This is a genomic window from Micromonospora sp. NPDC048842 (genome assembly GCF_040649935.1).
GTDB classification, from domain to species: domain Bacteria; phylum Actinomycetota; class Actinomycetes; order Mycobacteriales; family Micromonosporaceae; genus Micromonospora; species Micromonospora hortensis.
On the sequence record NZ_JBEZGK010000033.1, the window covers coordinates 21,715 to 42,738 of the forward strand.

Genomic DNA, 21,024 nt, shown 5'->3' on the forward strand with positions numbered 1-21,024 from the left:
CGCGACTTTGTCGCACGGTTGGGGCAGAGTGTCAGGGGTGACCACCGATACCACTCCTGACAGAGCGCCGGTCCGCGCCTGGCTGCCCGGCTTTGTCGCCCTCGCCGCGATCTGGGGTTCCAGCTTTCTCTTCATCAAGGTCGGGGTGGCCGAGCTGCACCCGGTCCAACTCACCCTCTACCGGGTCCTCGCCGGCGCGTTGACCCTGCTGGTGGTCCTCGCCGTGCTGCGCGACCGGCTGCCCCGCGAGCCCCGGGTCTGGGCGCACCTGACAGTCGTCGCCGCCTTCGGCGTGGCAGTGCCGTTCACCCTCTTCGGTTACGGCGAGCAGCGGGTCGAGTCGATGCTGGCCGGCATCTGGAATGCCACCACGCCCTTGATCGTGCTGCCGCTGGCGGTGCTGGTCTTCCGCACCGAGCGGCTCACAGTGCGCCGCGCGGTCGGGCTCGGGCTGGGCTTCGTCGGAGTGCTGGTGGTGCTCGGGGTCTGGGAGGGCATCGGCGGGGCGCACTTCACCGGGCAGCTCATGTGCTTCGGTGCGGCGGCCTGCTACGGCGTGGCCATCCCGTACCAGAAGCGGTTCGTCGCCGGCAGCGCGTACTCGGGTCTGTCGCTCTCCACGGCGCAACTGCTGCTCGCCGCCGCGCAACTGGCAATCGTCACTCCCTTCGTCGCCGGCCTGCCGCCGCTGCCCACCGAGCTGTCGGCAGGAGTGGTGGCAAGTGTGCTGACCCTCGGCGCGCTCGGCACCGGGCTCGCGTTCGTGATCAACATGCGGAACATCCGGGTGGCCGGCGCGAGCACCGCGTCCACTGTCACGTACCTGATTCCGATCTTCGCGGTGCTGATCGGTGCTCTGGCGCTCGACGAACGACTCAACTGGCACCAACCGGTCGGCGCGCTGATCGTGCTGCTCGGGGTCGCGGTCTCGCAGGGGATGTTCAGTCGCCGCCGGAGCAGCCCGGTCGTCGGCGTCGGCGCTCCCGCCACACCCGCCGCCGAACCCGCCCACCGCTGACACCGACGCGCCCGCTCGCGGACGGGTCATCCGGTAGGTGATCGGGGCGGGGCGGGCGCCGGAGGGCTGGTCAGGTGCGGTTGTGCGTCCAGGCCACCAGTTGCTCTGCCGACCAGGTGTTGATCACGCGGTCGGCGGGAACGCCGCACAGGGCGGCGCGTTCACAGCCGAACCGTTGCCAGTCGAGTTGGCCGGGCGCGTGCGCGTCGGTGTTGATGGCGAACCGGCAGCCAGCCTCCAGGGCGCGGCGGATCAGGCGCTTCGGCGGGTCCTGCCGCTCCGGCCGAGAGTTGATCTCGACGGCGGTGTCGTGCTCGGCGCAGGCGGCGAAGACGGCGTCCGCGTCGAAGTCGCTCTCCGCCCGCGTACGCGCGCGGTGCCCCCGATCGCCCGGACCGGTCACCCCGGCCGGGCGGGACGACACCATCCGGCCGGTGACGTGACCGAGGATGTCCAGGTGCGGGTTGGCGACCGCCTTCAGCATCCGCCGGGTCATCTTCGACCGCTCGTCCTTCAGGCCGCTGTGCACCGACCCGACCACCACGTCGAGCCGCGCCAGCAGGTCGTCGTCCTGGTCCAGGGAGCCGTCGGCGAGGATGTCCACCTCGATCCCGGTGAGGATCCGGAAACCCTCGGGCAGCGCCGCGTTTACCTGCGCCACGTGGTCGAGCTGCCGGCGCAGCCGCTCCGCGGTCAGCCCCCGGGCAACCGTCAGCCGGGGCGAGTGGTCGGTCAGCACCAGGTACTCATGGCCCAACTCCACAGCCGCCAGCGCCATCTCCTCGATGGGCGAGCCGCCGTCGGACCAGTCCGAGTGGGTGTGACAGTCGCCGCGCAGGGCGGCGCGGAGCGCCGTGGCCTCGGCGTCCAGGTCGCTGCCCTCGGTCGCCACCAGCCGGCGGAGATAGACCGGTTCCTCACCGGCGAGGGACTCCGCCACGCAGCGGGCCGTGACGTCACCGACACCGGCCAGTTCGGTGAGCGTGCCGTTGCCGGCCCGTTCGGTCAGCTCGGCCGCAGGCAGGCCGGCCAGCGCCTTCGCCGCCGACCGGAACGCGCGCACCCGGTAGGTGGCCTCGTTCGCCCGTTCCAACAGGAACGCGATCCGGCGCAGGTCGGCGATGGGATCTCTCGCGCGAGCCATGTCAGGGCGCCTTCGGGCAGCCGTGCTTGCGTTGCCACGCGGTGACCTCGGCGGCCGGCTCCTTGTTGCCGCCGCGCCGCCAGGAGTCCAGGTAACGCGCCGGCCAGATCACCCCGCGCCGGATCCACCAGCCGTCCTTGCCCGCGCACGCCGGCGAGATGCCGAAGTGCACGTGACACACGTTGTTCGCGTTGCCGGTGCGGCCCACCTTGCCGAGCTGCTGCCCGGCGCGGACCCGCACCCCGGGGTCGACTCCGCTGGCCACGACACTCAGGTGCGAGCCGTAGTACCGCACCCCGTCGTCGCCGAGCAGGGCGACCGACAGGCCGCCGTTGTCCGGGCCCTGCGGCCCACGCTTGCGGTAGCGGTCCACGCGGCTCACCTGCAGCACCGTCCCGTCGGTCACCGCCACGAACGGTTCGCCGCAGTCGGCGAAGAGATCCGTCCCCGGGTACGCCCCGTGCGTCGGGTGGTAGTCGACGTTGTCGGCGCGTACCGGAAAGACGTGCTTCAGCCCGGTGCGGGGTGCCGTCGCCGACGGCCTGGCCGACGACGGCGCCGGGGAGCTCGGGCCGGTCGCCGCCGGCGTGGGCGGCTGCGACGCCGGCTGGTCGGCGGTCGCCCAGACCGACGGTGGCGTCGGCGCGGCGCCGTCGGGCACCCCCGGCCGGGTGGTCGCACAGCCGGCGGCCAGCACCGGGGCGAGCAACAGCAGGATCGGGTACGCCGGACGAGCGCGGCGGCTGATCGTCGGCGAGGACATCCGGTCATCCTGGCAGAGCCGGTACCGTGGGCACGAGCGGCACGCGTGAGGGAGGGCAGCGACGGTGACCATTGCCCGACCCGACGGTGGCCCGGATTTCGGCGCCGTCCGCCCGGTGCCGCGTACCCCGTCGGGTCTCTTCCCCTCCGGGCCACCGACGCGGCCCACCTACCGCGAGCCGCACCCGGTCACCGGCGGTGGTGTCGCCTCCGGTGGCGGCGCGGCGGCCGGCTGGCTGCTGCTGTTCGGCCTGCTCGGCACCGACGTGGCCAGCTACGCGTGGTGGACTGTGTTCGCCGGCCTGCTGGCCTGGGCCACCGCCCTGGTGCTGGTCCGCTTCGGCGACCGAGGGGTGGCCACCGGGGTCGCCATCGTCACGGCGGGTGGCTGGAGCATCGCCGCCGCCGTGGTGGCGGTCCGTTGGGCCACCAGTGGTGACTGGCCGCTGTGGTGACCGGCACGGACGGGCTCTGAACGGCGCTCGGTGACTGCACCGTGTGCCCGGTTGGCTGCGTAGCGAACGCCGTCTTGACGTGGCCGCCGAGACTCGGCACGCTCGGGACTATGGCCTGGACCACTCCCCGGCAGGATCCCGATCGCAATCGCCGTCGACTGCAGTTGCTGGCCGAGTTGGCGGGCGCCCGGGCGGTCCGCCAGCGCAGCCGACCGCAGCGGCAGCGCACCGAGCGTCTGCGTCAGCTCATCGCGACCCGCCGTCGAGTCGTCGGCTGATCCGACTTTGTCAGGAATGACCCGCCCTTCGGGGCGTTGACGGGTCGCCTGCCGACCCGACCGGCTAACGTGCACGCGTAACGAGTCGACGCTGTGTCGAGGGCTATTGGGGGGACCGTGTCGTACTTCGCTGCGGCCGTGGTGCGCGACGACAGTGGCTGGACCGCCGCCGAGGTCAGCCTGCGTGGCGCCACCGACATCGACGAGGTTGCCGACCGGCTGCGTGACGTCGACCAGGAGGCCGACGTGTCGCTGCTCTTCGTCGAGGCCGACGACGCGTACCTGGTGATCCTGCGCCTCGACGAGGGCGAGGACCTGCGGGTGTTCGGTTCGGACTCCGCGTACGCCGAGGAGTCGCAGCTCGGGTCGCTGCTGGTCGGTGACCTGAAGACCTCGGTCACCGGGCTCGACGGTGACGACGAGCCACGCCCGGTGAGCACCGGTGACGAGGAGAGCGAGCAGCCCGTCGTCGACCCGGAGGCCGACCCGGTCGGTGACGCCGACCTGCTGGCCAACCTGGGCATCTCCGCGCAGAAGCTGCTGACCCTCTGCACCCACGAGGGGATGATGCCGGCGGACGTCACCGCCGAGATCTGCCAGGTGCTCGGCTGCGCCGACGAGGTCGAGGAGCTGCGTGAGGTCTGAGCCGACCGACGCCACCGATCCTTCGCTGGAGTCGATCCGACCGGGCCAGCCGACCCCCGGCGCTGTGGGCCGCGCCGGGCCGGGCGCCCACGAGGGCCTGGCCGACCTGGGCGAGGTCGGCCGACGACAGCGGCACGAGCTGTGGATGCGCCGCGCCCTGGAGATCGCCGTCGCCGGTCCACAGGTCGACGACACGGTCAGCACCGACGTCGACGACGTGCCGGTGGGGGCGGTGCTCTACGGGCCAGACGGCACCGAGTTGGCCACCGGACGCAACGAACGCGAGCTGACCGGCGACCCCACCGCCCACGCCGAGGTGCTGGCCCTACGCCGGGGCGCCGAGCGCACCGGCCGGTGGCGGCTGGACGGCTGCACCCTGGTGGTCACCCTCGAACCGTGCACCATGTGCGCCGGGGCGCTGGTGCTGTCCCGGGTCTCCACAGTCGTGTTCGGCGCGTGGGAACCCAAGACCGGCGCTGCCGGATCGCTCTGGGACGTGCTGCGGGACCGTCGGCTCAACCACCGCCCCGAGGTCTACGGCGGGGTGCTGGAGGCCGAGACCGCCACCGTCCTCCGCGCGTTCTTCCGCTGAGGCCGCGCCGCCGGTCAGGCCGGCGGCAGGGTGACGGTGACGATCAGACCGCCGTCCGGGCGGGGCTGCGCCTCGGCGGTGCCGCAGTGGGCCCGGGCCACCGCGCGGACGATGGACAGCCCCAGCCCGAAGCCCCGCGCGCCGACGACCCGCTCCCGCGACAGCCGCCGGAAGGGCTGGAACATCGTCTCGACGTCGTAGCCCGGGATGACCGGGCCGGTGTTCGTCACAGTGAGGGTGGGCCGGCCGTCGACCAGCCCGGTGCGGACCTCCACCCAACCGTCGTCGGGCAGATTGTGGCGCAGCGCGTTTTCCACCAGGTTGAACGTGAGCCGCTCCAACAGCACCGGGTCGCCACTGGTGGGCGCCGGGGCCAGGGCCCGCCGAACCGGCACGCCGGGTGCCTGCTTCCCGGCCTGATCGGTCGTGTGCGCGCAGACCTCGGCCAGGTCGACCGGCGTACGCTCGGTCAGCTCGTTCTCCGAGTCGGCCAGGGTCAGCAGACCGTCGATCAGCCGCTCGTGGCGCTCGTTGACAGCCAGTAGCGACTCACCCAGTCGCCGGGTCTCCGCCGAGGCGTCCGGGCGGGTGATCGCCAGCTCCACCAGGGCGCGGTTGAGCGCCAGCGGCGTACGCAGCTCGTGCGAGGCGTTCGCCACGAACCGGCGCTGCCCGTCGAAGGAGCGATCCAGCCGTTCCAGCATCTCGTCGAAGGTGTCGGCGAGTTCGCGTACCTCGTCGGGAGGGCCGGTGAGCGCGATCCGCTCGTGCAGACCACGACCGGCGGTGTCCGCGCCGGCGATCCGGCGGGCCGTGCCGGTGATCTGGAGCAGGGGCTGCAACGCCCGACCGGCGAGCAACCAGCCGAACGCGATCGCCACCGTCGACACCACGATCAACGCGATACCGCCCTGGGTGAGAAGCGACTCCAAAGCGTTGCGCTTCGCCTCGTCCTGCACCTCCTGCAACAGGGCGCGCAGGTCGTCGACGTTCTGCCCGCTGGGCGTCGTGGGGGAGGTCTTCGGCAGGTCCCGCAGTTTCACCCCGAACGGCTGCGCCATCCGTTGATCCACCAGCACGTACGTGACGGCGAGCAGGACCACGCCGGCCAACAGGAAGAGCCCGCCGTAGATGAGGGTGAGCCGGGCGCGGATCGTGAGGCGTTTCATCGGATCTGGTACCCCGCCCCGGGAACCGTCTCGATCACCGGCGGGTCGCCGAGTTTGCGGCGCAGCTTCATGACTGTCACCCGGACCACGTTGGTGAACGGGTCGATGTGCTCGTCCCAGGCGCGTTCCAACAGGTCCTCGGCGGAGACCACCGCGCCGTCGGCGCGCAGCAGTTCGGCAAGCACCGCGAACTCCTTGCGGGACAGCGCCACGTGCCGGTCGTCCCGGCGTACCTCGTGTCGGGCCGGGTCGAGCTGAATGCCGGCGCGACGCAGCGTCGGCGGCGCCGCCGGGCGGGACCGGCGGGTCAGCGCGTGCACCCGGGCCGACAGCTCGACCAGGGCGAACGGCTTGGTCAGGTAGTCGTCGGCACCGAGCGCCAGCCCCGCCACCCGTTCCCGGACCGCCGCCGACGCGGTCAACATCAGCACCCGGGTCTCCCCGCCCGCGTCCACGATCGCCCGGCACACGTCGTCGCCGTGCACCACCGGCAGATCCCGGTCCAGGACCACCACCGCGTACTCGTTGACGCCGAGCCGTTCCAACGCGGCGTCCCCGTCGTACGCCACGTCGACAGCGAACGACTCCCGACGCAGCCACTCGGCGATGGCGTCCGCCAGCACGTTCTCGTCCTCGACCACCAGCACTCTCACCCCTCCATGGTGCTCGGGGTGCGGTAACGGCGGCATAACCGCCGACGGTAACGCCGGGGATACGCCCACTGCCCTGCACTGGGTGTCACGTTCGGCGAACCGCGTCGGACCTGAGCGGAAGCGGACACGATGCGACGACAGATGCTTGCGATCCCCGTCCTGCTCGCCCTGGTGCTGTCCGGGTGCGGCGCGGGAGGCGACGGCGGCGGCGGGGTCGCGACCGCCGGTGGGGCGAAGGCAGAGGCCACGGCGAGCGGCCCGCCGGCCAGTGACTCCGAGCGGCAACTCGCCTTCGCCAGGTGCATGCGGGAGAACGGGGTGGACATGCCCGACCCGGAGGCGGGCGGGCGTCCCGGCTTCCGGTTCGGTGCGGACGTGGATCAGCAGAAGGTCCAGGCGGCCATGGAGAAGTGCCAGGACAAGCTGCCAAACGGCGGGCAGGGACCGCAGCTCAACCCCGAGCAGGCCGAGCAGATGCGCACGCTGGCCAAATGCATGCGGGAGAACGGGGTGCCGGACTTCCCGGACCCGGACGCCGACGGGCGGGTCCGCATCGGGGCGGGGGGCAACGCGATCAACATCGGCGATCCGGCCATGAAGGCCGCGCTGGAGAAGTGCCGGCAGCACGCGCCGCAGTTCGGGGCCGGCCGGTGACGGGCGCCATCCGACGCACGCGGCTGCGCGCCGCCGTCACCGGCGGCGTCGTCCTGCTGGTCGCCGCCGTGGGAGTGGTCGCCGCTGTGGGCTTCGGCGGCGGTGCCGACGAGGGCCGTGCCCAGGCCGGCTCCGCACCACCCGCCACCGCCGCTGTCACCCGGCAGACCCTCGCCGACTCGGAGACGGCGGACGGTGAGCTGGGGTACGGCGCGACGCGTACCGCCACGGTGAAGCTCAGCGGCACCGTCACCGGGCTGGCGGCCACCGGATCGACGGTACGGCGGGGCAAGGCGCTCTACCTGGTCGACAACGAGGAGGTGGTGCTGCTCTACGGCGGGCTGCCCGCGTACCGGGACCTCGCCCCCGGGGTGGAGGGGCCCGACGTGGCGCAGTTCGAGCGGAATCTCGAAGCGCTGGGCTACACCGGCTTCACCGTCGACGACGAGTACACCGGCGCCACAGCGGACGCGGTCCGGGACTGGCAGGAGGACCTGGGCCTGACCGAGACCGGTCGGGTCGAGCCGGGGCGGGTCGTGTACGCCGACCGGGAGGTCCGGGTGGAGAGCCACCAGGTCGACGTCGGCGATCTCACCCAGCCCGGCCAGGCGGTGCTGACGTACACCGGCACCAGCCGGGTCGTCACCGTCGAGTTGGACGTGGACGACCAGCGGTTGGCCAAGCGCGACGCGAAGGTCACAGTGCGGTTGCCGGACGGCCGGTCGGTGGCGGGCACGATCAGCACTGTCGAGACGGTCGTCCAGGCCGGCGCGACCGGCGCCAACGGGCAGGCCGGCGACGCCGAGACGAAGATCGAGGTGACAGTCGCGGTGACCGACCCGAAGGCCCTCACCGGCTTCGACCAGGCCAGCGCGAACGTCACGTTCACCGTCTCGGAGCGCCGCGACGTGCTCACAGTGCCGGTGGCGGCCCTGTTGGCGCTGGCCGAGGGCGGCTACGGCGTCCAGGTCGCCGAGGGCGACGCGAGCCGGGTCGTCGCGGTGACCACCGGGTTGTTCGCCGACGGTCGGGTGGAGGTCACCGGTACGGGCCTCACCGAGGGCACCACGGTGGTGGTGCCGACGTGAGCGGCGAGGTGATAGTGCTCGACCGGGTCAGCAAGCGGTACGCCGGCGGTGTCGTCGCGTTGGACGACGTGTCGCTGCGGATCGGTCAGGGCGAGTTGGTCGCGATCGTCGGCCCGTCCGGATCGGGCAAGTCGACAATGTTGCACCTGATCGGCACCCTGGACCGGCCGTCGTCGGGCAGCGTGCTCATCGACGGGTACGACGCGGCGAAGCTGACCGACCGGGAGTTGTCCGCGCTGCGGGCCACCCGGATCGGTTTCGTCTTCCAGCAGTTCCACCTCGCCCCCGGCGTCCCGGTCGTGGACAACGTGGCCGACGGGTTGCTCTACTCCGGCGTACCTCTCAGGAGGCGGCGGGACCGGGCGGAGGCCGCGTTGGTCCGGGTCGGCCTGGGCCACCGGTTGGGGCACCGGCCGCACGAGCTGTCCGGCGGGGAACGGCAGCGGGTGGCCGTGGCCCGCGCGGTGGTCGGTGAGCCGGCGGTGCTGCTCGCCGACGAGCCGACCGGCAACCTCGACTCCCACTCCGGCGCCGGGGTGTTGGCGCTGCTGCACGACCTGCACCGGGCCGGCACCACAGTGGTGGTGATCACCCATGACCGGGAGATCGCGGGAAGCCTGCCCCGGCAGGTGCGGATGCGCGACGGCGCGGTGCGGCACGACTCGGCCCTCGCGTCGGGCGGTGTCGGCTGATGGCGACGCTGACGCCGGCCCGACTGCGACCGGCGGACGTCGTGCGCGTCGGTGGGGTGGGGCTGCGGACCCGTCCGCTGCGGGCGTTCCTCTCCGCGTTGGGCATCGCGATCGGCATCGCCGCGATGATCGCTGTGGTCGGCATCTCCTCGTCGTCCCGGGCCGAGCTGGACCGGGCGCTCGACGCGCTCGGCACCAACCTGCTCACCGTCGAGCCGGGCAGCACCCTGTTCGGCGCTGACGCGCAGCTGCCCGAGGAGTCGATCGCGATGATCGGGCGGATCGGCCCGGTGACCGAGGTGTCCGCGACCGGGCAGGTGCCCGACGCCAAGGTGTACCGCTCGGATCGGATCCCGACGGCGGAGACCGGTGGCATCGCCACCCGGGCGGCCCGGCTGGACCTGCTCGGCACAGTGGGAGCCCAGGTGACCACCGGCACCTGGCTCAACGAGGCGACCGCTCGCTACCCGGCGGTCGTGCTCGGTGCCACCGCCGCGCAGCGGCTCGGGATCACCTCGGCGGACCCGCAGATGCAGGTGTGGCTGGGTGGACGGCCGTTCACAGTGGTCGGCACCCTCGCCGCCGCACCGCTCGCCCCGGAGTTGGACACGTCGGCGTTGGTCGGCTGGGCGGCGGCGGCCGAATACCTGGGCTTCGACGGTCACCCGACCACCGTCTACACCCGGGCACAGGAGTCGCAGGTCGAGGCGGTCCGGTCGGTGCTCGGCGCGACCACCAATCCGGAGGCGCCGAACGAGGTCGAGGTGTCCCGGCCCTCGGACGCGCTGGCTGCCGCCGAGGCGACCGACGACGCGTTCACCGGCCTGTTGCTGGGCCTGGGGGCGGTCGCCCTGCTGGTCGGTGGTGTCGGCGTGGCGAACACCATGGTGATCTCGGTGCTGGAACGCCGAGCCGAGATCGGCCTGCGCCGGTCACTCGGCGCCACCCGCGGTCAGGTACGGGCCCAGTTCCTCACCGAATCGCTGCTGCTCTCGGCGCTCGGCGGGATCGGTGGGGTGGTGCTGGGCATCCTGGTCACAGCGGGCTACGCGCTGTCGCAGGACTGGCCGACAGTGGTGCCGGCCTGGGCGATGCTCGGCGGGGTGGGCGCGACGCTGGTCATCGGCGGCTTCGCCGGCCTCTACCCGGCGGTGCGTGCCGCCCGCCTCGCGCCGACGGAGGCGCTGGCCGCCGTGTGACCGGCGTGGCACGGGCCGGTCGGCCTGGCCCGGTTGGGTTGGCGGGGCTCGGCCGGGCTGTCCCGGGTCGGCGTGATGCGAAAGAGCGTGATGACTGTGCGGCATATTGATGCCTCACAGTCATCACGCTCGTCGCGGTGACGCCGCCCGCCGGAACGGGTCAGGCAATGATCGTGTCGAGGGCGATCTCGACCATCTGGCTGAAGGTCTGCTCGCGCTCCTCCGAGGTGGTCTTCTCACCGGTCTTGATGTGGTCGCTGACTGTCAACACGGTCAGCGCGCGGGCCTTGAACCGGGCGGCGATCGTGTAGAGCGCCGCCGACTCCATCTCCACAGCCAGCACGCCGTAGTCGGCGAGGGTGTCGTACAGGTCCGGCCGGTCGGTGTAGAAGGCATCCGCCGCCAGGATCGGCCCGACGTGCATGGTGATGCCGCGCCGCTCGGCCACCTCGACCGACGTACGCAGCAGCCCGAAGTCGGCCACCGGGGCGTAGTCGATCAGCCCGTCGAAGCGCATCCGGTTCATGTTCGAGTCGGTGGACGACCCGATCGCGGCCACCACGTCCCGCAGTTGCAGGTCGGTGCTGAGGGCGCCGCACGAGCCGACCCGAATCAGCGTCTTCACGCCGTACTCGTTGATCAACTCGTGGGCGTAGATGGAGGCCGACGGCATGCCCATGCCGGAGCCCTGGACGGAAACCTCGACGCCGTTCCAGCGGCCGGTGAAGCCCAGCATGCCCCGAACCGTCGAGTAGCAGGTGGCGCCCTCGAGGTAGGTCTCCGCGATCCACTTGGCCCGCAGGGGGTCACCCGGCATCAGGACCCGCTCGGCGATCTCGCCCGGCTTCGCGCCGATGTGCGTACTCATGGCAAAGATCCTGCCAGGCCGGCCCGGGCGATACCGGTTCGGCGTCGGAACCGGCGGTCCTGTACCCTCGTCGGCGGTGGCGTGTCCGAGCGGCCTAAGGAGCACGCCTCGAAAGCGTGTGAGGGTTAACGCCCTCCGAGGGTTCAAATCCCTCCGCCACCGCTCTGTAGTGCAGAAACGCCCGGTCGATCCGCGAGGATCGACCGGGCGTTTTCGCGTCAGAGCTGCTGCTCGCCGCCGTCGACGAACAATTCGCCGCCGGTCATGAAGCTGCTCTGGTCGGAGGCGAGGAAGAGCGCGGCGTTGGCGATCTCGTCCGGGTGTGCCATGCGCTGCATGGGCACGCCCGAGGCGATGGCCTTCAGCAACCCGGGTGCCTCGGCGGGGCTGGGCGCGAGGCCGGCGAGCCCGGGGGTCTCGGTCGAGCCGGGGATCAGGGTGTTGACCCTGATCTTCCGGCCGATCAGCTCGGCGGCCCAGGTGCGGCCAAACGAGCGGATGGCCGCCTTGGACGCGGCGTAGACGCTGAACGCGGGGGTGCCGTTGCTGGCGGCGGTCGAGCCGGTCAGCACGATCGACGCGCCCTCGTTGAGCAGGGGCAGGGCCTTCTGCACTGTGAAAATGGTGCCGTAGATGTTGGTGTCGAAGGTGGTTGCCACGTGCTCGACCGTGATCGAGTCGAGCGAACGGAACTCGCCACCGCCGGCGTTGGCGAACACCACGTCCAGCCCAGCGCCCCGCTCCTCGATCGCCCGCATCACCCGGTCCAGGTCGTCGAGCTTGCTGACATCGCTGGCGATGCCTGTGACGTTCGCGCCGATGCTGGCGACGGCCTCGTCCACCGGGCCCTTGCGGCGGCCGGTGACGAAGACGTACGCGCCTTCTGCGGCGAAGCGGCGGGCGGCGGCCAGGCCGATGCCCGTGGTGCCCCCGGTGACGAGGGCGGTCTTGCCGTCGAGCTGTCCCACGATGGAACTCCTCTGTTGGGGTGTGGTGGTGTGCGGCCGGCCGGGCCTCAAGCAAGTTTTGTACCGAGCGGTACGTATCCGAACGTAGCAACCGCCGACCGGGTCCGCAAATTTCTGTACCGATCGGTTTCCGCTGTCGGTAGGATGGGCGGAGAAGGGGTGATGGGCTGTGCCGCAGAGAGGTCGACCACGTGGCTTCGACGCCGACGAGGCGTTGGAGCGCGCGGTGGAGGTGTTCTGGCGACAGGGATACGAGGGCGCCTCGATGAACGACCTCGCCGAGGCCATGGGGATCAACAAACCCAGCCTCTACGCCGCCTTCGGCGGTAAGGAGGAGCTGTTCCGCAAGGCCGTGGCCCGCTATGCCGAAAAGGACATGGAGTACGCGCGGGACGCTTTCGCCCAGCCGACCGCGTACGAGGTGGTCGCCACCCTGCTGCGCGAGAACGCGATCGCCGTGACCCGGACCGACCGACCGGCCGGTTGCCTGTCGATCCAGGGCGGCACGAGCTGCTCTACCGAGAACGCGTCCATCGCCGGTTTCCTCGCCACCAGTCGCCTGGGCGGTGAAGGTGCCCTCGCCGACCGGCTCGCCCGCGCCGTCGCCGACGGCGACCTGCCCGCGCAGGCCGACCCGGTCGCGCTCGCCCGCTTCGTCATGATCGTCACCGAGGGGCAGGCGGTGCATGCAGCCGCCGGGGTCAGCAGGGAAGACCTGCGACAGGCCGCGGAGATCGCGCTCGCCGGTTTCGTGGCCGCGTCCGGGGCGCGCCTGCCCGAGCAGGCCAGCGACAGGGTCTGAGCGGTCACCGTTCGAGCAGCGCCGCCATCCCGTCGAGCAGACGTTGCAGACCGAATTCGAAGAGACTCTCGACATTGAGGTCGACCGCTGTCCGGCTGAGTCGGGCCAGATGCGGAAACTCGCCCGCCGCGAGCAGCCCACCGAACACGTCGGCCTGGGCCGCCATCCACTCGTCGTCGGTCAGGCCGGTGTCCTGCTCCGCCTCGGCCTCCCGCTCCAGGTTGACGGCGGTACCTCGGACATGGTTGGCCAGTGCGGCCGCCAGGTGAAGCTGGGTGTGCTGGTCCAGGCCGTGCCGGGCGAGGGCGCGCAGCGCCCACTCCGTGTGCGCGACGGCGTGCGGTGCCATCAGTGGGCGGGTCAGCGAGATGACCTGGGCCAGCCAGGGATGCCGCCGGTAGATCGACCACTGAAGTCGGCTGAGCAACTCCAGTTGGGCTCGCCATCCGGGCGGGAGCGTGCGCGGCAGCCGATGCGCGGCGAAGGCCGCGTCCGCCATCAGCACGAGAAGCTGCTCCTTGCCCCGAACCTGCCGGTACAGCGACATGGTGGGGACGTCCAACTCCATCGCGATGCGCCGCATGCTCAGTGCCGGTAGCCCCTCGGCGTCGGCAATCGTCATGGCGGTCCGCACCACCTGGTCGCGGGTCAACCCCTGGACGGGCAGCCGCCGACCGCCGGGCGGGGCACCCCGACCCGGCGTGGTCGGCGTTGCGCCGGCCACCACCATGCCCACACCCGGCACCGCCCGGACCAGGTTCTCCTGGCGAAGCGCGGTGAGCGCCCGGCTGGCGGTCGCCATGGCGACGCCCCACTCCCGGACGATCTGCCGGGTGGATGGCACCCGGTCGCCGGGGCCCAACTCGCCTGCCACGATGCGCCGTCGCAACTCCCCGACGATGCGCAGATAAGGAGGAGTGGATTCGTCTAACTCCGCCACGATCGCCTCCCGCCAGCCTCGCGGTGACCGTAGCGCACTAGAGCACCGGTAGGCGCCCCCGCCCTTCCGGCCATTGCGTACTAGAGCTCCCTGGCCGGCTGGTCGCCAGCTCGACATGCTCGACGCAGCCCGGTGCGTACGCCGTACCGGCGTCGACGAAATGAGGAGAGCATGAGAAGAGTTCCGTACCCCCGATGGGCCGTCACGGTGGGCGCTGTCGTCCTCGTCTGCCCGGCGATGGCCGTCGGTCCGGCCGCGGCCGACGACGACCGCCGGAGCGCTGCCGTCGTCCGGACCGACCAGGGCGCGGTGCGGGGGACCGTCGCGGCAGACCACCGCTCGTTCCAGGGCATCCCGTACGCGAGACCACCGCTGGGCGCGCTGCGCTGGGCACCGCCGCAGCCCGGTCCGACATGGACCGGAGTGCGCGACGCGAGCCGACCCGGTGACGGCTGCGCCCAACTGCAAGGGCTGCCGATGGACACACCCTCCGAGTCCGAGGACTGCCTCTACCTGAATGTCACCACCCCGCGCTCGGTCGAACGAACGCCTCGACCGGTGATGGTCTGGTTGCACGGCGGGGACTACCGGTTCGGCAGCGGTGACGGATACGGCGGGCAGCGGCTGGCCGCCGGAGGTGACGTCATAGTCGTCACTGTGAACTACCGGCTCGGCGCGCTCGGCTTCCTGGCGCATCCGGCGCTGGCCGGTCGGGACGGAATCACCGGCAACTTCGGGTTGCAGGACCAGCAGGCCGCACTGCGCTGGGTGCGGCGCAACGCCGCGGCCTTCGGCGGCGACCCGGGCAACGTCACAGTGTTCGGCCAGTCCGCCGGGGCGACAAGTGTCTGCGCGCAGCTCGCCGCGCCGGGCTCCGCTGGACTGTTCCACCGGGCGATCATGCAGAGCAACTCGTGCGCCAACCCGGTCCAGACCCGGGCCGAGGCGATCGGGGCGGCTCAGGAGTTCGCCCGGAGGATCGGCTGCACCGACCCGGCAGCGGTCGCCGCCTGCCTGCGCGGACGTCCCCCCGCCCGGCTGGTCGAGACGGCCGGCTACCCCGGCGAGGGTGTCGACCTGGGCCCGGTCGTCGACGGTCGCACGCTACCGGTGGACCCGGCGGACGCGCTGACCACCGGGAGGCTGCATCCGGTACCAGTGCTGACCGGGATGAACCGGGACGAGTCCCGGCTCGTGGTGTGGGGGATGGAACGGTTCGGACTCAACTGCCCGGAGCCGCCGAAGCCGGACCAGGAGCCGGAGTCGTGCCCGCTCACCGACGACCAGTACCGCGACCAGGTGCGCGCCATGTTCGGTGACCACGCCGAGGAGGTGCTGGCCCGCTATCCGCGCGACCCCGCCCAATCGGCCAGCGCGACGTTGGGCGCCGTGCTGACCGATCACGACTACGCCGAGCCGGTCTACTCCGCCGCGTTGGCATTCGCGCGGCAGGTGCCGACGTTCGCGTACGAGTTCGCCGACGAGGACGCGCCGTTCTTCACCGAAGGACCCGAACCGACGTTCGCCACCGGCGCGTACCACTGTGCCGAGCTGCCGTACCTGTTCGCTGTCGACTACGCCGAGGCGTTGACGCCGACCCAGCGGCGGCTCTCCGACGAGATGGTGCGCACCTGGAGCGACTTCGCCCGGACGGGTCGGGCGAGCTGGCCTCGACTGCGCCCTGACGCCACGTACGTGCGGGTGTTCGCCGGTGGCGGCGGACCGGGCAGGACGGACTTCGCGGCGGCCCACTCGTACGACTTCTGGAGGTCGCTGCGCCGCTGATGCCGTCACGGGAGCGACGAGTGGGCCGGCCCTCAGGGGACCCGGCCCGCTCACCTACCCGGATCCTTCAGGAAGGCGAGCACGGCGGCGACCCGGCGATGCACGTCGCTGTCGGGTGGCAGGTCGAGCTTGGTGAAGATGTTCCCGATGTGCTTGCTCACCGCGCGCTCGGTGATCACGAGCTGGGCGGCGATGCCCGTGTTGGTGCTGCCTCCGGCCATCAGCGCGAGCACCTCGCGTTCCCGGGCGGTGAGCTCGGTGAGCGGGTTGCGCCGGGCGGTGACGAGTTGCGCCACGACCTGCGGGTCCAGCACTGTGCCTCCGGCGGCGACCCGACGTAAGGCGTCGAGGAACTCCTCGACCCGGGACACCCGGTCCTTGAGCAGGTAGCCGACGCCGCCCTGCCCGTCGACGAGCAGCTCGGTCGCGTAGGCGCGCTCGACGTACTGGGACAGCAGCAGCACCGGCAGTCCGGGGTGCAGCCGACGCACGGCCAATGCGGTGCGCAACCCCTCGTCGCGGAACGTCGGCGGCAGTCGGATGTCCATGATGGCGACGTCGGGCCGCTGCCGATCGATCGCCGCGATGATGTCGTCCGGCGTGTCGACCGCTGCCGTCACCTCGAAGCCGGCGGTGCTGAGCAGCAGGTTGAGCCCTTCCTGGAGCAGGACGTTGTCTTCGGCGATCAGGACGCGCACGGCAACTCCACCCGTAGCACTGTCGGCCCGCCGATCGGGCTGCTCAGCTCGACAGTGCCGTCCAGTGCCGCGACCCGGCGCCGGATGCCGGTCAGGCCGGTGCCGGTCGACGGTTGTGCGCCGCCGACGCCGTCGTCGGTCACGTTGACCACCAGGTGACCCGCCTGGTGCTCCACCCGCAGATCACCACCGGTCGCCCTGCTGTGCCGAGTGATGTTGGCCAGCGCTTCGGCCACGACGAAGTAGGCGGCGCTCTCCAACGCCGCCGGTAGTCGTCGCAGCGGGGTGACCCGGACCGTCAGCGGCACCGGACAGTCAGCGGCGAGCGCGTGCACCGCGCCCGGCAGACCTCGGTCAGCCAGAATCGGTGGGTAGATGCCCCGCACCACCGCGCGCAGCTCGGTCAGCGCTGCCTCGACGCTCGTCCGCGCCCGCTCGACCAGCTGGTCCGCCAGCGCCGGGTCGGCTGCCCGTTGACGTTGCGCGACGCCGAGCTGAATGGCGATCGCCACCAACCGGGCCTGGGTGCCGTCGTGCAGGTCGCGCTCGATCCGCCGCAGCTCCGCCGCGTGGGCGTCGAGCGCGCCGGCCCGGGTGGCGGTGAGCTCCGTGACCCGCCGCTCCAACCGGCTCCGCGAGGACGGCGCGAACGACGCTCGCGCCGCCCGTGCGTACGCCACGGCGCAGGCCGGGACAGCCCACCGGAGAAGTGCCAGCGCGGCGAGCCCGAGCAGGGGCGGCACCAGCAGCGCCTGGGACCAGCTCCGGATCGGCACGACAAAGGTGAGCGGAGCCTCGACCGGCACGGCCCACCACATCAGCGGCACGATCAACCCGCCCAGCGCGAGTAGCCAGAGCAGCAGCACACCGGCAGCTAGCGGCACACCGGCGATGGCGTGCACGGTCAGCCAGAGCGCACTTCGGTAGGTGACCAAATCGCCTCCGGCAATGCGCAGCCACGCGGCCTGACTCGCGCACAGCACCTGGGACTCGGCCGGAACTGCCAGGCCCAGCAACCGGTCTGCGCGGCGCCGCTCCAGGCGAACGATCGACCGGAGGACACGCACGGCTGGCGGCAGCAGCGCGATGCCGACCAGGACGAGGCTCAGGCCAAGTGCCCCGGCGAGCGCGCCGATCGCGACCGCCGACGCCACCGCAGTAGCCCCGCCGGTCACCAGGTACGTCGTCGCGAACCGAGCCCGCCGCATCGTCACATTCTCCGTCCACAGGGGCGGCCGGGGCAGTGTAGCCAGCTACACCATTGATCAGGGCCTCTGCTCCCTCGTGGCCCCGCCTGGCCGTCCCTAGCGTCGACGACATGAGAAGACCGACACGACGACGGCACACAATCGGGGTGCTCGCCGGAGCTGTCCTGCTCACCCTCGCCGGCGTGGGGGCACCAGCCGCGGCCCGTCAACCGGGGCCGGCGTGCTCCGATCGGCCGGCGACGACCGCCGCGCTGCACTACCTGACCGGCACCCATCGGTTGGCAGGCGCGGCCATCGAGGTGAGCGGACCGGGGTGCGGCAGGTGGGCTGCTGCCAGCGGGTGGGCCGACCTGCGGACGGGCCGGCCGATGCCTGTCGACGAACGGATCCGGATCGGCAGTTCGACGAAGGCATTCACCGCGACAGTGGTGCTGCAACTCGTCGCGGAGGGCCAGCTCGTCCTGGACGCCCCAATCGAGAGGTACCTGCCAGGCCGGGTCCGTGGCAACGGGTACGACGGCCGACGGATCACCGTCCGTGATCTGCTGCGGCACACCAGCGGCCTGCCCGACCACGTCGACGCGCTCGACTGGGACCGGGTGGATCGCTGGCGGTATCGGCACTTCGCGCCAGCGGAGCTGATCGCGATGGCGCTGGGCCAGCCGCGGCCGGCCACCAGTTGGCACTACTCGACCACCAACTACGTCCTCGCCGGCCTGATCGTCGAGCAGGTCACCGGCCGCGACATCAGCGTGCAGATCACCCGACGGATCATCGGGCCGTTGGGCCTGCGCGATACCTACTGGCCGGGCGACTCGGTGCGGATCCGGGGTCCCCATCCGCGCGGCTACGCGTTGATCGGCGCTGAGCGGCGGAGCGACATAACCCAGCGGCGGCGCGACGTCACCGAGTTCAACATGTCGTACGGCGGAGCTGGTGGGGCGCTGGTCTCGACCCTCGCCGACCAGAACCGGTTCTTCGCCGCGCTGCTCGGCGGTCAACTGCTGGACCCGGTCCGCCTCGCCGAGATGACCCACACCGTGCCGACCGATCCGGACCGGCTGTGGCCCGACGCCCGATACGGGCTCGGGATCATCTCGACGCCGTTGGCCGGCTGCGGCGGGGCCCTGTACTGGGGCCACGGTGGCACGACACCGGGCTTTCGCACCCTGGGCGGGGTCACCGCCGACGGTCGCCGGGCGCAGTTGGTGGTGAACGACGAGCCGGCGTCGTACGAGAGCTGGCAGGCGCTGTCCACGACCCTGCACACCGCCCTGTGTGAGTCCCGGTGATCCGCCGCGGGGCCGATTTTCCCACCGAGGAGATGAACATGACCTGGAGCAGATGGACCGCGACGGCGCTGAGAATGGTGGCCGCGCTGACCGTGCTCGCCATCACCGCCACCGCCGCCGGGCCGGTGCCGGCCGCCGCCGCCGCCGACCTGGCCGGTCCCCAGCGGCAGCGGCTCGACTGGCACACCTGCCAGCGGGGCTCGGCCGACCCGGCTGGTGCGGAGCTGGACCAGGCCGGCGCTTCCTGCACCGAGCTGGCCGTTCCGCTGGATCACGCCCGCCCGGACGGCCGCACCATCACCCTGGCACTGTCCCGGCTGCCGGCGACCGACACCGCGCACCGGCTCGGCGTCCTGCTGCTGAACACCGGCGGTCCCGGTGCGCCGGGAATGTCGGACGTTCTGCCGATCCGGCAGTGGCTGGGTGAGGTCGGGGCAAGATTCGACCTCATCGGGCTGGACCCTCGGTTCGTTGGTCGCAGCACCCCGCTGGACTGCGGCTGGCCAACGGGCACCTGGACTCGCTCCGCCGGACCAGACCGCGCCACGTTCGACCGGCTGACCGCATTCGAACGGGACCTGGCCTCCCGATGTGCCCGCCGGCACGCCGACCTGTTGCCGCACATCACCACCCGGAACACGGCCCGCGACATGGACCTGCTCCGGGCCGCGCTCGGCGAGCAGAAGCTCTCCTACCTGGGCTACTCCTACGGCACCTACCTGGGCGCGGTCTACACCCAGATGTTCCCGGAGCGTGCCGATCGGGTCGTCCTGGACAGCGCTGTCGACCCCGCCAGCTACGGCGCGAGGGTGCTGCGCGAGGCCGGGCCCGCCAACGAGGTCGCACTGCGCGACTGGGCGGACTGGACGGCCCGCCACCACCAGCGGTACGGCCTGGGCCGCACCGGTCAGCAGGTGCTGGCCGTGGTGGACGGGATCCTCGCCGCCGCGGCCCGCCGCCCGCTACGGGTGGGTGGCTATCAGGTGGACCGGCAGTCGGTGCCGTACCTGCTGATCAATCGGCTCAGCGACGATCGGGACGAAACCCAGGCCGACCTCGCGGAGACGGTTCGGGTGCTGTGGCAGGCCGCGGTGTCGGGTTCTGCGACGCCGACCGCGTCTCTGGCGGACACGTTGTCGTTCCTGTTGACCGGGGCCGAGTCGGCAACGGGCAGTGTGCAGGCCGCGATCCTCTGCGGCGACGTGCCGGTACGCCGTGATGCTGGGCACTACTGGCGCGATATTCGACAGCATCAGACCACCGAGTCCCGTTTTGGGGAGTTGACCAGGGCGATCAGCCCGTGTGCGTTCTGGCCTCAGCAACCCCGGGAGCGGCCGACAGTCGTGCGGAATTCCGTGCCGGCACTGATCGTGCAGTCCACGGGGGACACTCGCACGATCTACCAGCACGGTCAGGCCATGCATCGGGCGCTCACCGGTTCCCGGCTGATCACCCTGCACGACGCTCGGATTCACGGTGTCTTCGGCAACTACGGCAACGTCTGCGTGGACGACGCGGTCGTCGCGTACCTCGCCGACGGGCAGTTGCCGGCCAGAGACCTCGACTGCGTCAGCCGCACGTCGTCCTGATCAGTCCGCGCCGGTCAGCACGGGCCCGCACCCTCGTCGAAGAGGCGGCGGGCCCAGTCCGCGTACCCGGCGATGGTCTTTTGGACAGTGCGCCCGTCGTGCAGGAACAGGTACGCGCGGTCGCCGCTGCGGGCAAGTAACCCGTCGAGCCTGTGTGTCCCCTGTGGAGCCCGTAGCCGGCTGACCTCCGTGTAGCGGTCCCAGACCTCGCCGACGGGGGAGCCCGCCGTGATGCCCTCCGGTGTCCGCATCGGGTCGCCTACCCAGAGCAGCACGAGTTTGTCCTCAACGAAGACCGGGCTGACCGTGTCGTGGCCGGCGAGCATCGGCCCGCAGGCGTCCAGGCTGGTACGCAGGATGCCGCGTCGGGTCAGCTCGTCCTCGGTGGCGCCGAACTCGATGTTGCGCAGGCCGTTCAGGTCGATGATCTCCACGTTGCCGGCGGGCCGGCCGTTCGGAATCGACCCGGTTGGCGGTACGCCGCTGCCCGCGATCGAGGCAGCCGTCATCAGCGTGGCGATAAAC

Annotated in this window: 23 protein-coding genes and 1 tRNA gene; 14 read left to right on the forward strand and 10 right to left on the reverse strand. The window is 71.7% G+C overall.

Annotation, left to right across the window (positions count from 1 at the left end; translation table 11 throughout):
* Positions 1 to 37: 37 nt before the first annotated feature.
* Positions 38 to 1,018, forward strand: a complete 981-nt coding sequence (locus AB0C19_RS30300; RefSeq protein ID WP_357190825.1) for a DMT family transporter — start codon at positions 38 to 40, stop codon at positions 1,016 to 1,018.
* Positions 1,019 to 1,088: 70 nt separating this feature from the next.
* On the opposite strand, the gene AB0C19_RS30305 is transcribed toward AB0C19_RS30300, so the two are convergent.
* Both AB0C19_RS30305 and AB0C19_RS30310 read right to left on the reverse strand, forming a co-directional pair.
* Positions 1,089 to 2,162 (reverse strand): PHP domain-containing protein, encoded by a 1,074-nt coding sequence (locus AB0C19_RS30305; protein WP_266304191.1) that lies wholly within the window; start codon positions 2,160 to 2,162, stop codon positions 1,089 to 1,091.
* A 1-nt stretch (position 2,163) separates the two neighbouring features.
* Positions 2,164 to 2,925 carry a peptidoglycan DD-metalloendopeptidase family protein gene (locus AB0C19_RS30310; protein WP_357190828.1) on the reverse strand — a complete coding sequence of 254 codons (762 nt, stop codon included), beginning with the start codon at positions 2,923 to 2,925 and terminating at the stop codon, positions 2,164 to 2,166.
* A 64-nt stretch (positions 2,926 to 2,989) separates the two neighbouring features.
* Between AB0C19_RS30310 and AB0C19_RS30315 the strand changes: the two genes are divergently transcribed.
* From AB0C19_RS30315 to AB0C19_RS30330, 4 genes are all read left to right on the forward strand, one after another.
* Entirely contained in the window at positions 2,990 to 3,379 is a 390-nt protein-coding gene (locus AB0C19_RS30315; RefSeq protein WP_357190830.1) for a hypothetical protein, read from the forward strand.
* A 110-nt stretch (positions 3,380 to 3,489) separates the two neighbouring features.
* Positions 3,490 to 3,657, forward strand: coding sequence for a hypothetical protein (locus tag AB0C19_RS30320; protein WP_167362451.1), 168 nt, complete (start codon positions 3,490 to 3,492; stop codon positions 3,655 to 3,657).
* A gap of 117 nt (positions 3,658 to 3,774) precedes the next feature.
* Complete coding sequence (locus AB0C19_RS30325) at positions 3,775 to 4,302, forward strand: tRNA adenosine deaminase-associated protein (RefSeq protein WP_210780732.1); 528 nt, start codon at positions 3,775 to 3,777, stop codon at positions 4,300 to 4,302.
* 145 nt (positions 4,303 to 4,447) lie between these two features.
* On the forward strand, positions 4,448 to 4,894 hold the full coding sequence (locus tag AB0C19_RS30330; protein WP_357190900.1) for a nucleoside deaminase: 447 nt from the start codon (positions 4,448 to 4,450) through the stop codon (positions 4,892 to 4,894).
* A gap of 14 nt (positions 4,895 to 4,908) precedes the next feature.
* On the opposite strand, the gene AB0C19_RS30335 is transcribed toward AB0C19_RS30330, so the two are convergent.
* Complete coding sequence (locus tag AB0C19_RS30335) at positions 4,909 to 6,063, reverse strand: HAMP domain-containing sensor histidine kinase (protein WP_357190833.1); 1,155 nt, start codon at positions 6,061 to 6,063, stop codon at positions 4,909 to 4,911.
* On the reverse strand, positions 6,060 to 6,716 hold the full coding sequence (locus tag AB0C19_RS30340) for a response regulator transcription factor (protein ID WP_181518658.1): 657 nt from the start codon (positions 6,714 to 6,716) through the stop codon (positions 6,060 to 6,062). The genes AB0C19_RS30335 and AB0C19_RS30340 overlap by 4 nt, the downstream gene beginning before the upstream one ends.
* A 141-nt stretch (positions 6,717 to 6,857) precedes the next feature.
* On the opposite strand from AB0C19_RS30340, the gene AB0C19_RS30345 reads away from it, so the two are divergent.
* Genes AB0C19_RS30345 through AB0C19_RS30360 form a run of 4 tightly spaced genes read left to right on the forward strand, consistent with a single transcriptional unit; the run spans position 6,858 to position 10,349 of the window.
* Positions 6,858 to 7,370, forward strand: a complete 513-nt coding sequence (locus tag AB0C19_RS30345; RefSeq protein WP_357190835.1) for a hypothetical protein — start codon at positions 6,858 to 6,860, stop codon at positions 7,368 to 7,370.
* Entirely contained in the window at positions 7,367 to 8,458 is a 1,092-nt protein-coding gene (locus AB0C19_RS30350; protein WP_357190837.1) for a peptidoglycan-binding domain-containing protein, read from the forward strand. Before AB0C19_RS30345 ends, AB0C19_RS30350 begins: the two co-directional genes overlap by 4 nt.
* Before the next feature lie 8 nt (positions 8,459 to 8,466).
* Positions 8,467 to 9,150 carry an ABC transporter ATP-binding protein gene (locus tag AB0C19_RS30355; protein ID WP_357190902.1) on the forward strand — a complete coding sequence of 228 codons (684 nt, stop codon included), beginning with the start codon at positions 8,467 to 8,469 and terminating at the stop codon, positions 9,148 to 9,150.
* Entirely contained in the window at positions 9,150 to 10,349 is a 1,200-nt protein-coding gene (locus AB0C19_RS30360) for an ABC transporter permease (protein ID WP_357190839.1), read from the forward strand. Before AB0C19_RS30355 ends, AB0C19_RS30360 begins: the two co-directional genes overlap by 1 nt.
* A 160-nt stretch (positions 10,350 to 10,509) precedes the next feature.
* On the opposite strand, the gene deoD is transcribed toward AB0C19_RS30360, so the two are convergent.
* The gene (gene deoD / locus AB0C19_RS30365; protein ID WP_074315244.1) at positions 10,510 to 11,217 is read right to left on the reverse strand and encodes a purine-nucleoside phosphorylase; all 708 of its coding nucleotides are present in this window, start codon (positions 11,215 to 11,217) and stop codon (positions 10,510 to 10,512) included.
* 75 nt (positions 11,218 to 11,292) lie between these two features.
* On the opposite strand from deoD, the gene AB0C19_RS30370 reads away from it, so the two are divergent.
* Positions 11,293 to 11,379: transfer RNA gene (locus AB0C19_RS30370), tRNA-Ser, on the forward strand.
* Positions 11,380 to 11,435: 56 nt separating this feature from the next.
* Here the strand turns inward: AB0C19_RS30370 and AB0C19_RS30375 are convergent.
* Entirely contained in the window at positions 11,436 to 12,185 is a 750-nt protein-coding gene (locus tag AB0C19_RS30375) for an SDR family oxidoreductase (protein WP_112586831.1), read from the reverse strand.
* A gap of 169 nt (positions 12,186 to 12,354) precedes the next feature.
* Here AB0C19_RS30375 and AB0C19_RS30380 point away from each other — a divergent pair, with 169 nt between their 5' ends.
* Positions 12,355 to 12,987: a TetR/AcrR family transcriptional regulator gene (locus tag AB0C19_RS30380; RefSeq protein WP_357190842.1), complete on the forward strand. Its 633-nt coding sequence runs from the start codon at positions 12,355 to 12,357 to the stop codon at positions 12,985 to 12,987.
* Between the two features lie 4 nt (positions 12,988 to 12,991).
* Here the strand turns inward: AB0C19_RS30380 and AB0C19_RS30385 are convergent, their stop codons facing one another.
* A complete protein-coding gene (locus AB0C19_RS30385) occupies positions 12,992 to 13,927 on the reverse strand; it encodes a TetR/AcrR family transcriptional regulator C-terminal domain-containing protein (protein ID WP_357190844.1) in 936 nt (311 codons plus the stop codon).
* Between the two features lie 171 nt (positions 13,928 to 14,098).
* Between AB0C19_RS30385 and AB0C19_RS30390 the strand changes: the two genes are divergently transcribed.
* Complete coding sequence (locus tag AB0C19_RS30390; RefSeq protein ID WP_357190846.1) at positions 14,099 to 15,712, forward strand: carboxylesterase/lipase family protein; 1,614 nt, start codon at positions 14,099 to 14,101, stop codon at positions 15,710 to 15,712.
* A gap of 50 nt (positions 15,713 to 15,762) precedes the next feature.
* On the opposite strand, the gene AB0C19_RS30395 is transcribed toward AB0C19_RS30390, so the two are convergent.
* Positions 15,763 to 16,410, reverse strand: coding sequence for a response regulator transcription factor (locus tag AB0C19_RS30395; RefSeq protein WP_357190848.1), 648 nt, complete (start codon positions 16,408 to 16,410; stop codon positions 15,763 to 15,765).
* Positions 16,398 to 17,618 carry a sensor domain-containing protein gene (locus AB0C19_RS30400; RefSeq protein ID WP_357190850.1) on the reverse strand — a complete coding sequence of 407 codons (1,221 nt, stop codon included), beginning with the start codon at positions 17,616 to 17,618 and terminating at the stop codon, positions 16,398 to 16,400. The genes AB0C19_RS30395 and AB0C19_RS30400 overlap by 13 nt, the downstream gene beginning before the upstream one ends.
* A gap of 110 nt (positions 17,619 to 17,728) precedes the next feature.
* On the opposite strand from AB0C19_RS30400, the gene AB0C19_RS30405 reads away from it, so the two are divergent.
* Together AB0C19_RS30405 and AB0C19_RS30410 are read left to right on the forward strand one after the other, a co-directional pair.
* Positions 17,729 to 18,910, forward strand: coding sequence for a serine hydrolase domain-containing protein (locus AB0C19_RS30405; protein ID WP_357190852.1), 1,182 nt, complete (start codon positions 17,729 to 17,731; stop codon positions 18,908 to 18,910).
* A 38-nt stretch (positions 18,911 to 18,948) separates the two neighbouring features.
* Positions 18,949 to 20,499, forward strand: coding sequence for an alpha/beta hydrolase (locus tag AB0C19_RS30410; RefSeq protein ID WP_357190854.1), 1,551 nt, complete (start codon positions 18,949 to 18,951; stop codon positions 20,497 to 20,499).
* 14 nt (positions 20,500 to 20,513) lie between these two features.
* Here AB0C19_RS30410 and AB0C19_RS30415 read toward each other — a convergent pair whose 3' ends face one another.
* Positions 20,514 to 21,008, reverse strand: a complete 495-nt coding sequence (locus AB0C19_RS30415) for a hypothetical protein (RefSeq protein WP_357190856.1) — start codon at positions 21,006 to 21,008, stop codon at positions 20,514 to 20,516.
* Positions 21,009 to 21,024 lie beyond the last annotated feature (16 nt).

Bases quoted from the DNA above. Each gene is read 5' to 3' on its own strand.
- AB0C19_RS30305 (WP_266304191.1), bottom strand. From the start codon at position 2,162: ATGGCTCGCGCGAGAGATCCCATCGCCGACCTGCGCCGGATCGCGTTC.
- AB0C19_RS30405 (WP_357190852.1), top strand. From the start codon at position 17,729: ATGAGAAGACCGACACGACGACGGCACACAATCGGGGTGCTCGCCGGA.
- AB0C19_RS30320 (WP_167362451.1), top strand. From the start codon at position 3,490: ATGGCCTGGACCACTCCCCGGCAGGATCCCGATCGCAATCGCCGTCGA.
- AB0C19_RS30345 (WP_357190835.1), top strand. From the start codon at position 6,858: ATGCTTGCGATCCCCGTCCTGCTCGCCCTGGTGCTGTCCGGGTGCGGC.
- AB0C19_RS30310 (WP_357190828.1), bottom strand. From the start codon at position 2,925: ATGTCCTCGCCGACGATCAGCCGCCGCGCTCGTCCGGCGTACCCGATC.
- AB0C19_RS30335 (WP_357190833.1), bottom strand. From the start codon at position 6,063: ATGAAACGCCTCACGATCCGCGCCCGGCTCACCCTCATCTACGGCGGG.
- AB0C19_RS30410 (WP_357190854.1), top strand. From the start codon at position 18,949: ATGACCTGGAGCAGATGGACCGCGACGGCGCTGAGAATGGTGGCCGCG.
- AB0C19_RS30330 (WP_357190900.1), top strand. From the start codon at position 4,448: ATGCGCCGCGCCCTGGAGATCGCCGTCGCCGGTCCACAGGTCGACGAC.
- deoD (WP_074315244.1), bottom strand. From the start codon at position 11,217: ATGAGTACGCACATCGGCGCGAAGCCGGGCGAGATCGCCGAGCGGGTC.
- AB0C19_RS30360 (WP_357190839.1), top strand. From the start codon at position 9,150: ATGGCGACGCTGACGCCGGCCCGACTGCGACCGGCGGACGTCGTGCGC.
- AB0C19_RS30390 (WP_357190846.1), top strand. From the start codon at position 14,099: ATGAGAAGAGTTCCGTACCCCCGATGGGCCGTCACGGTGGGCGCTGTC.
- AB0C19_RS30400 (WP_357190850.1), bottom strand. From the start codon at position 17,618: ATGCGGCGGGCTCGGTTCGCGACGACGTACCTGGTGACCGGCGGGGCT.
- AB0C19_RS30415 (WP_357190856.1), bottom strand. From the start codon at position 21,008: ATGACGGCTGCCTCGATCGCGGGCAGCGGCGTACCGCCAACCGGGTCG.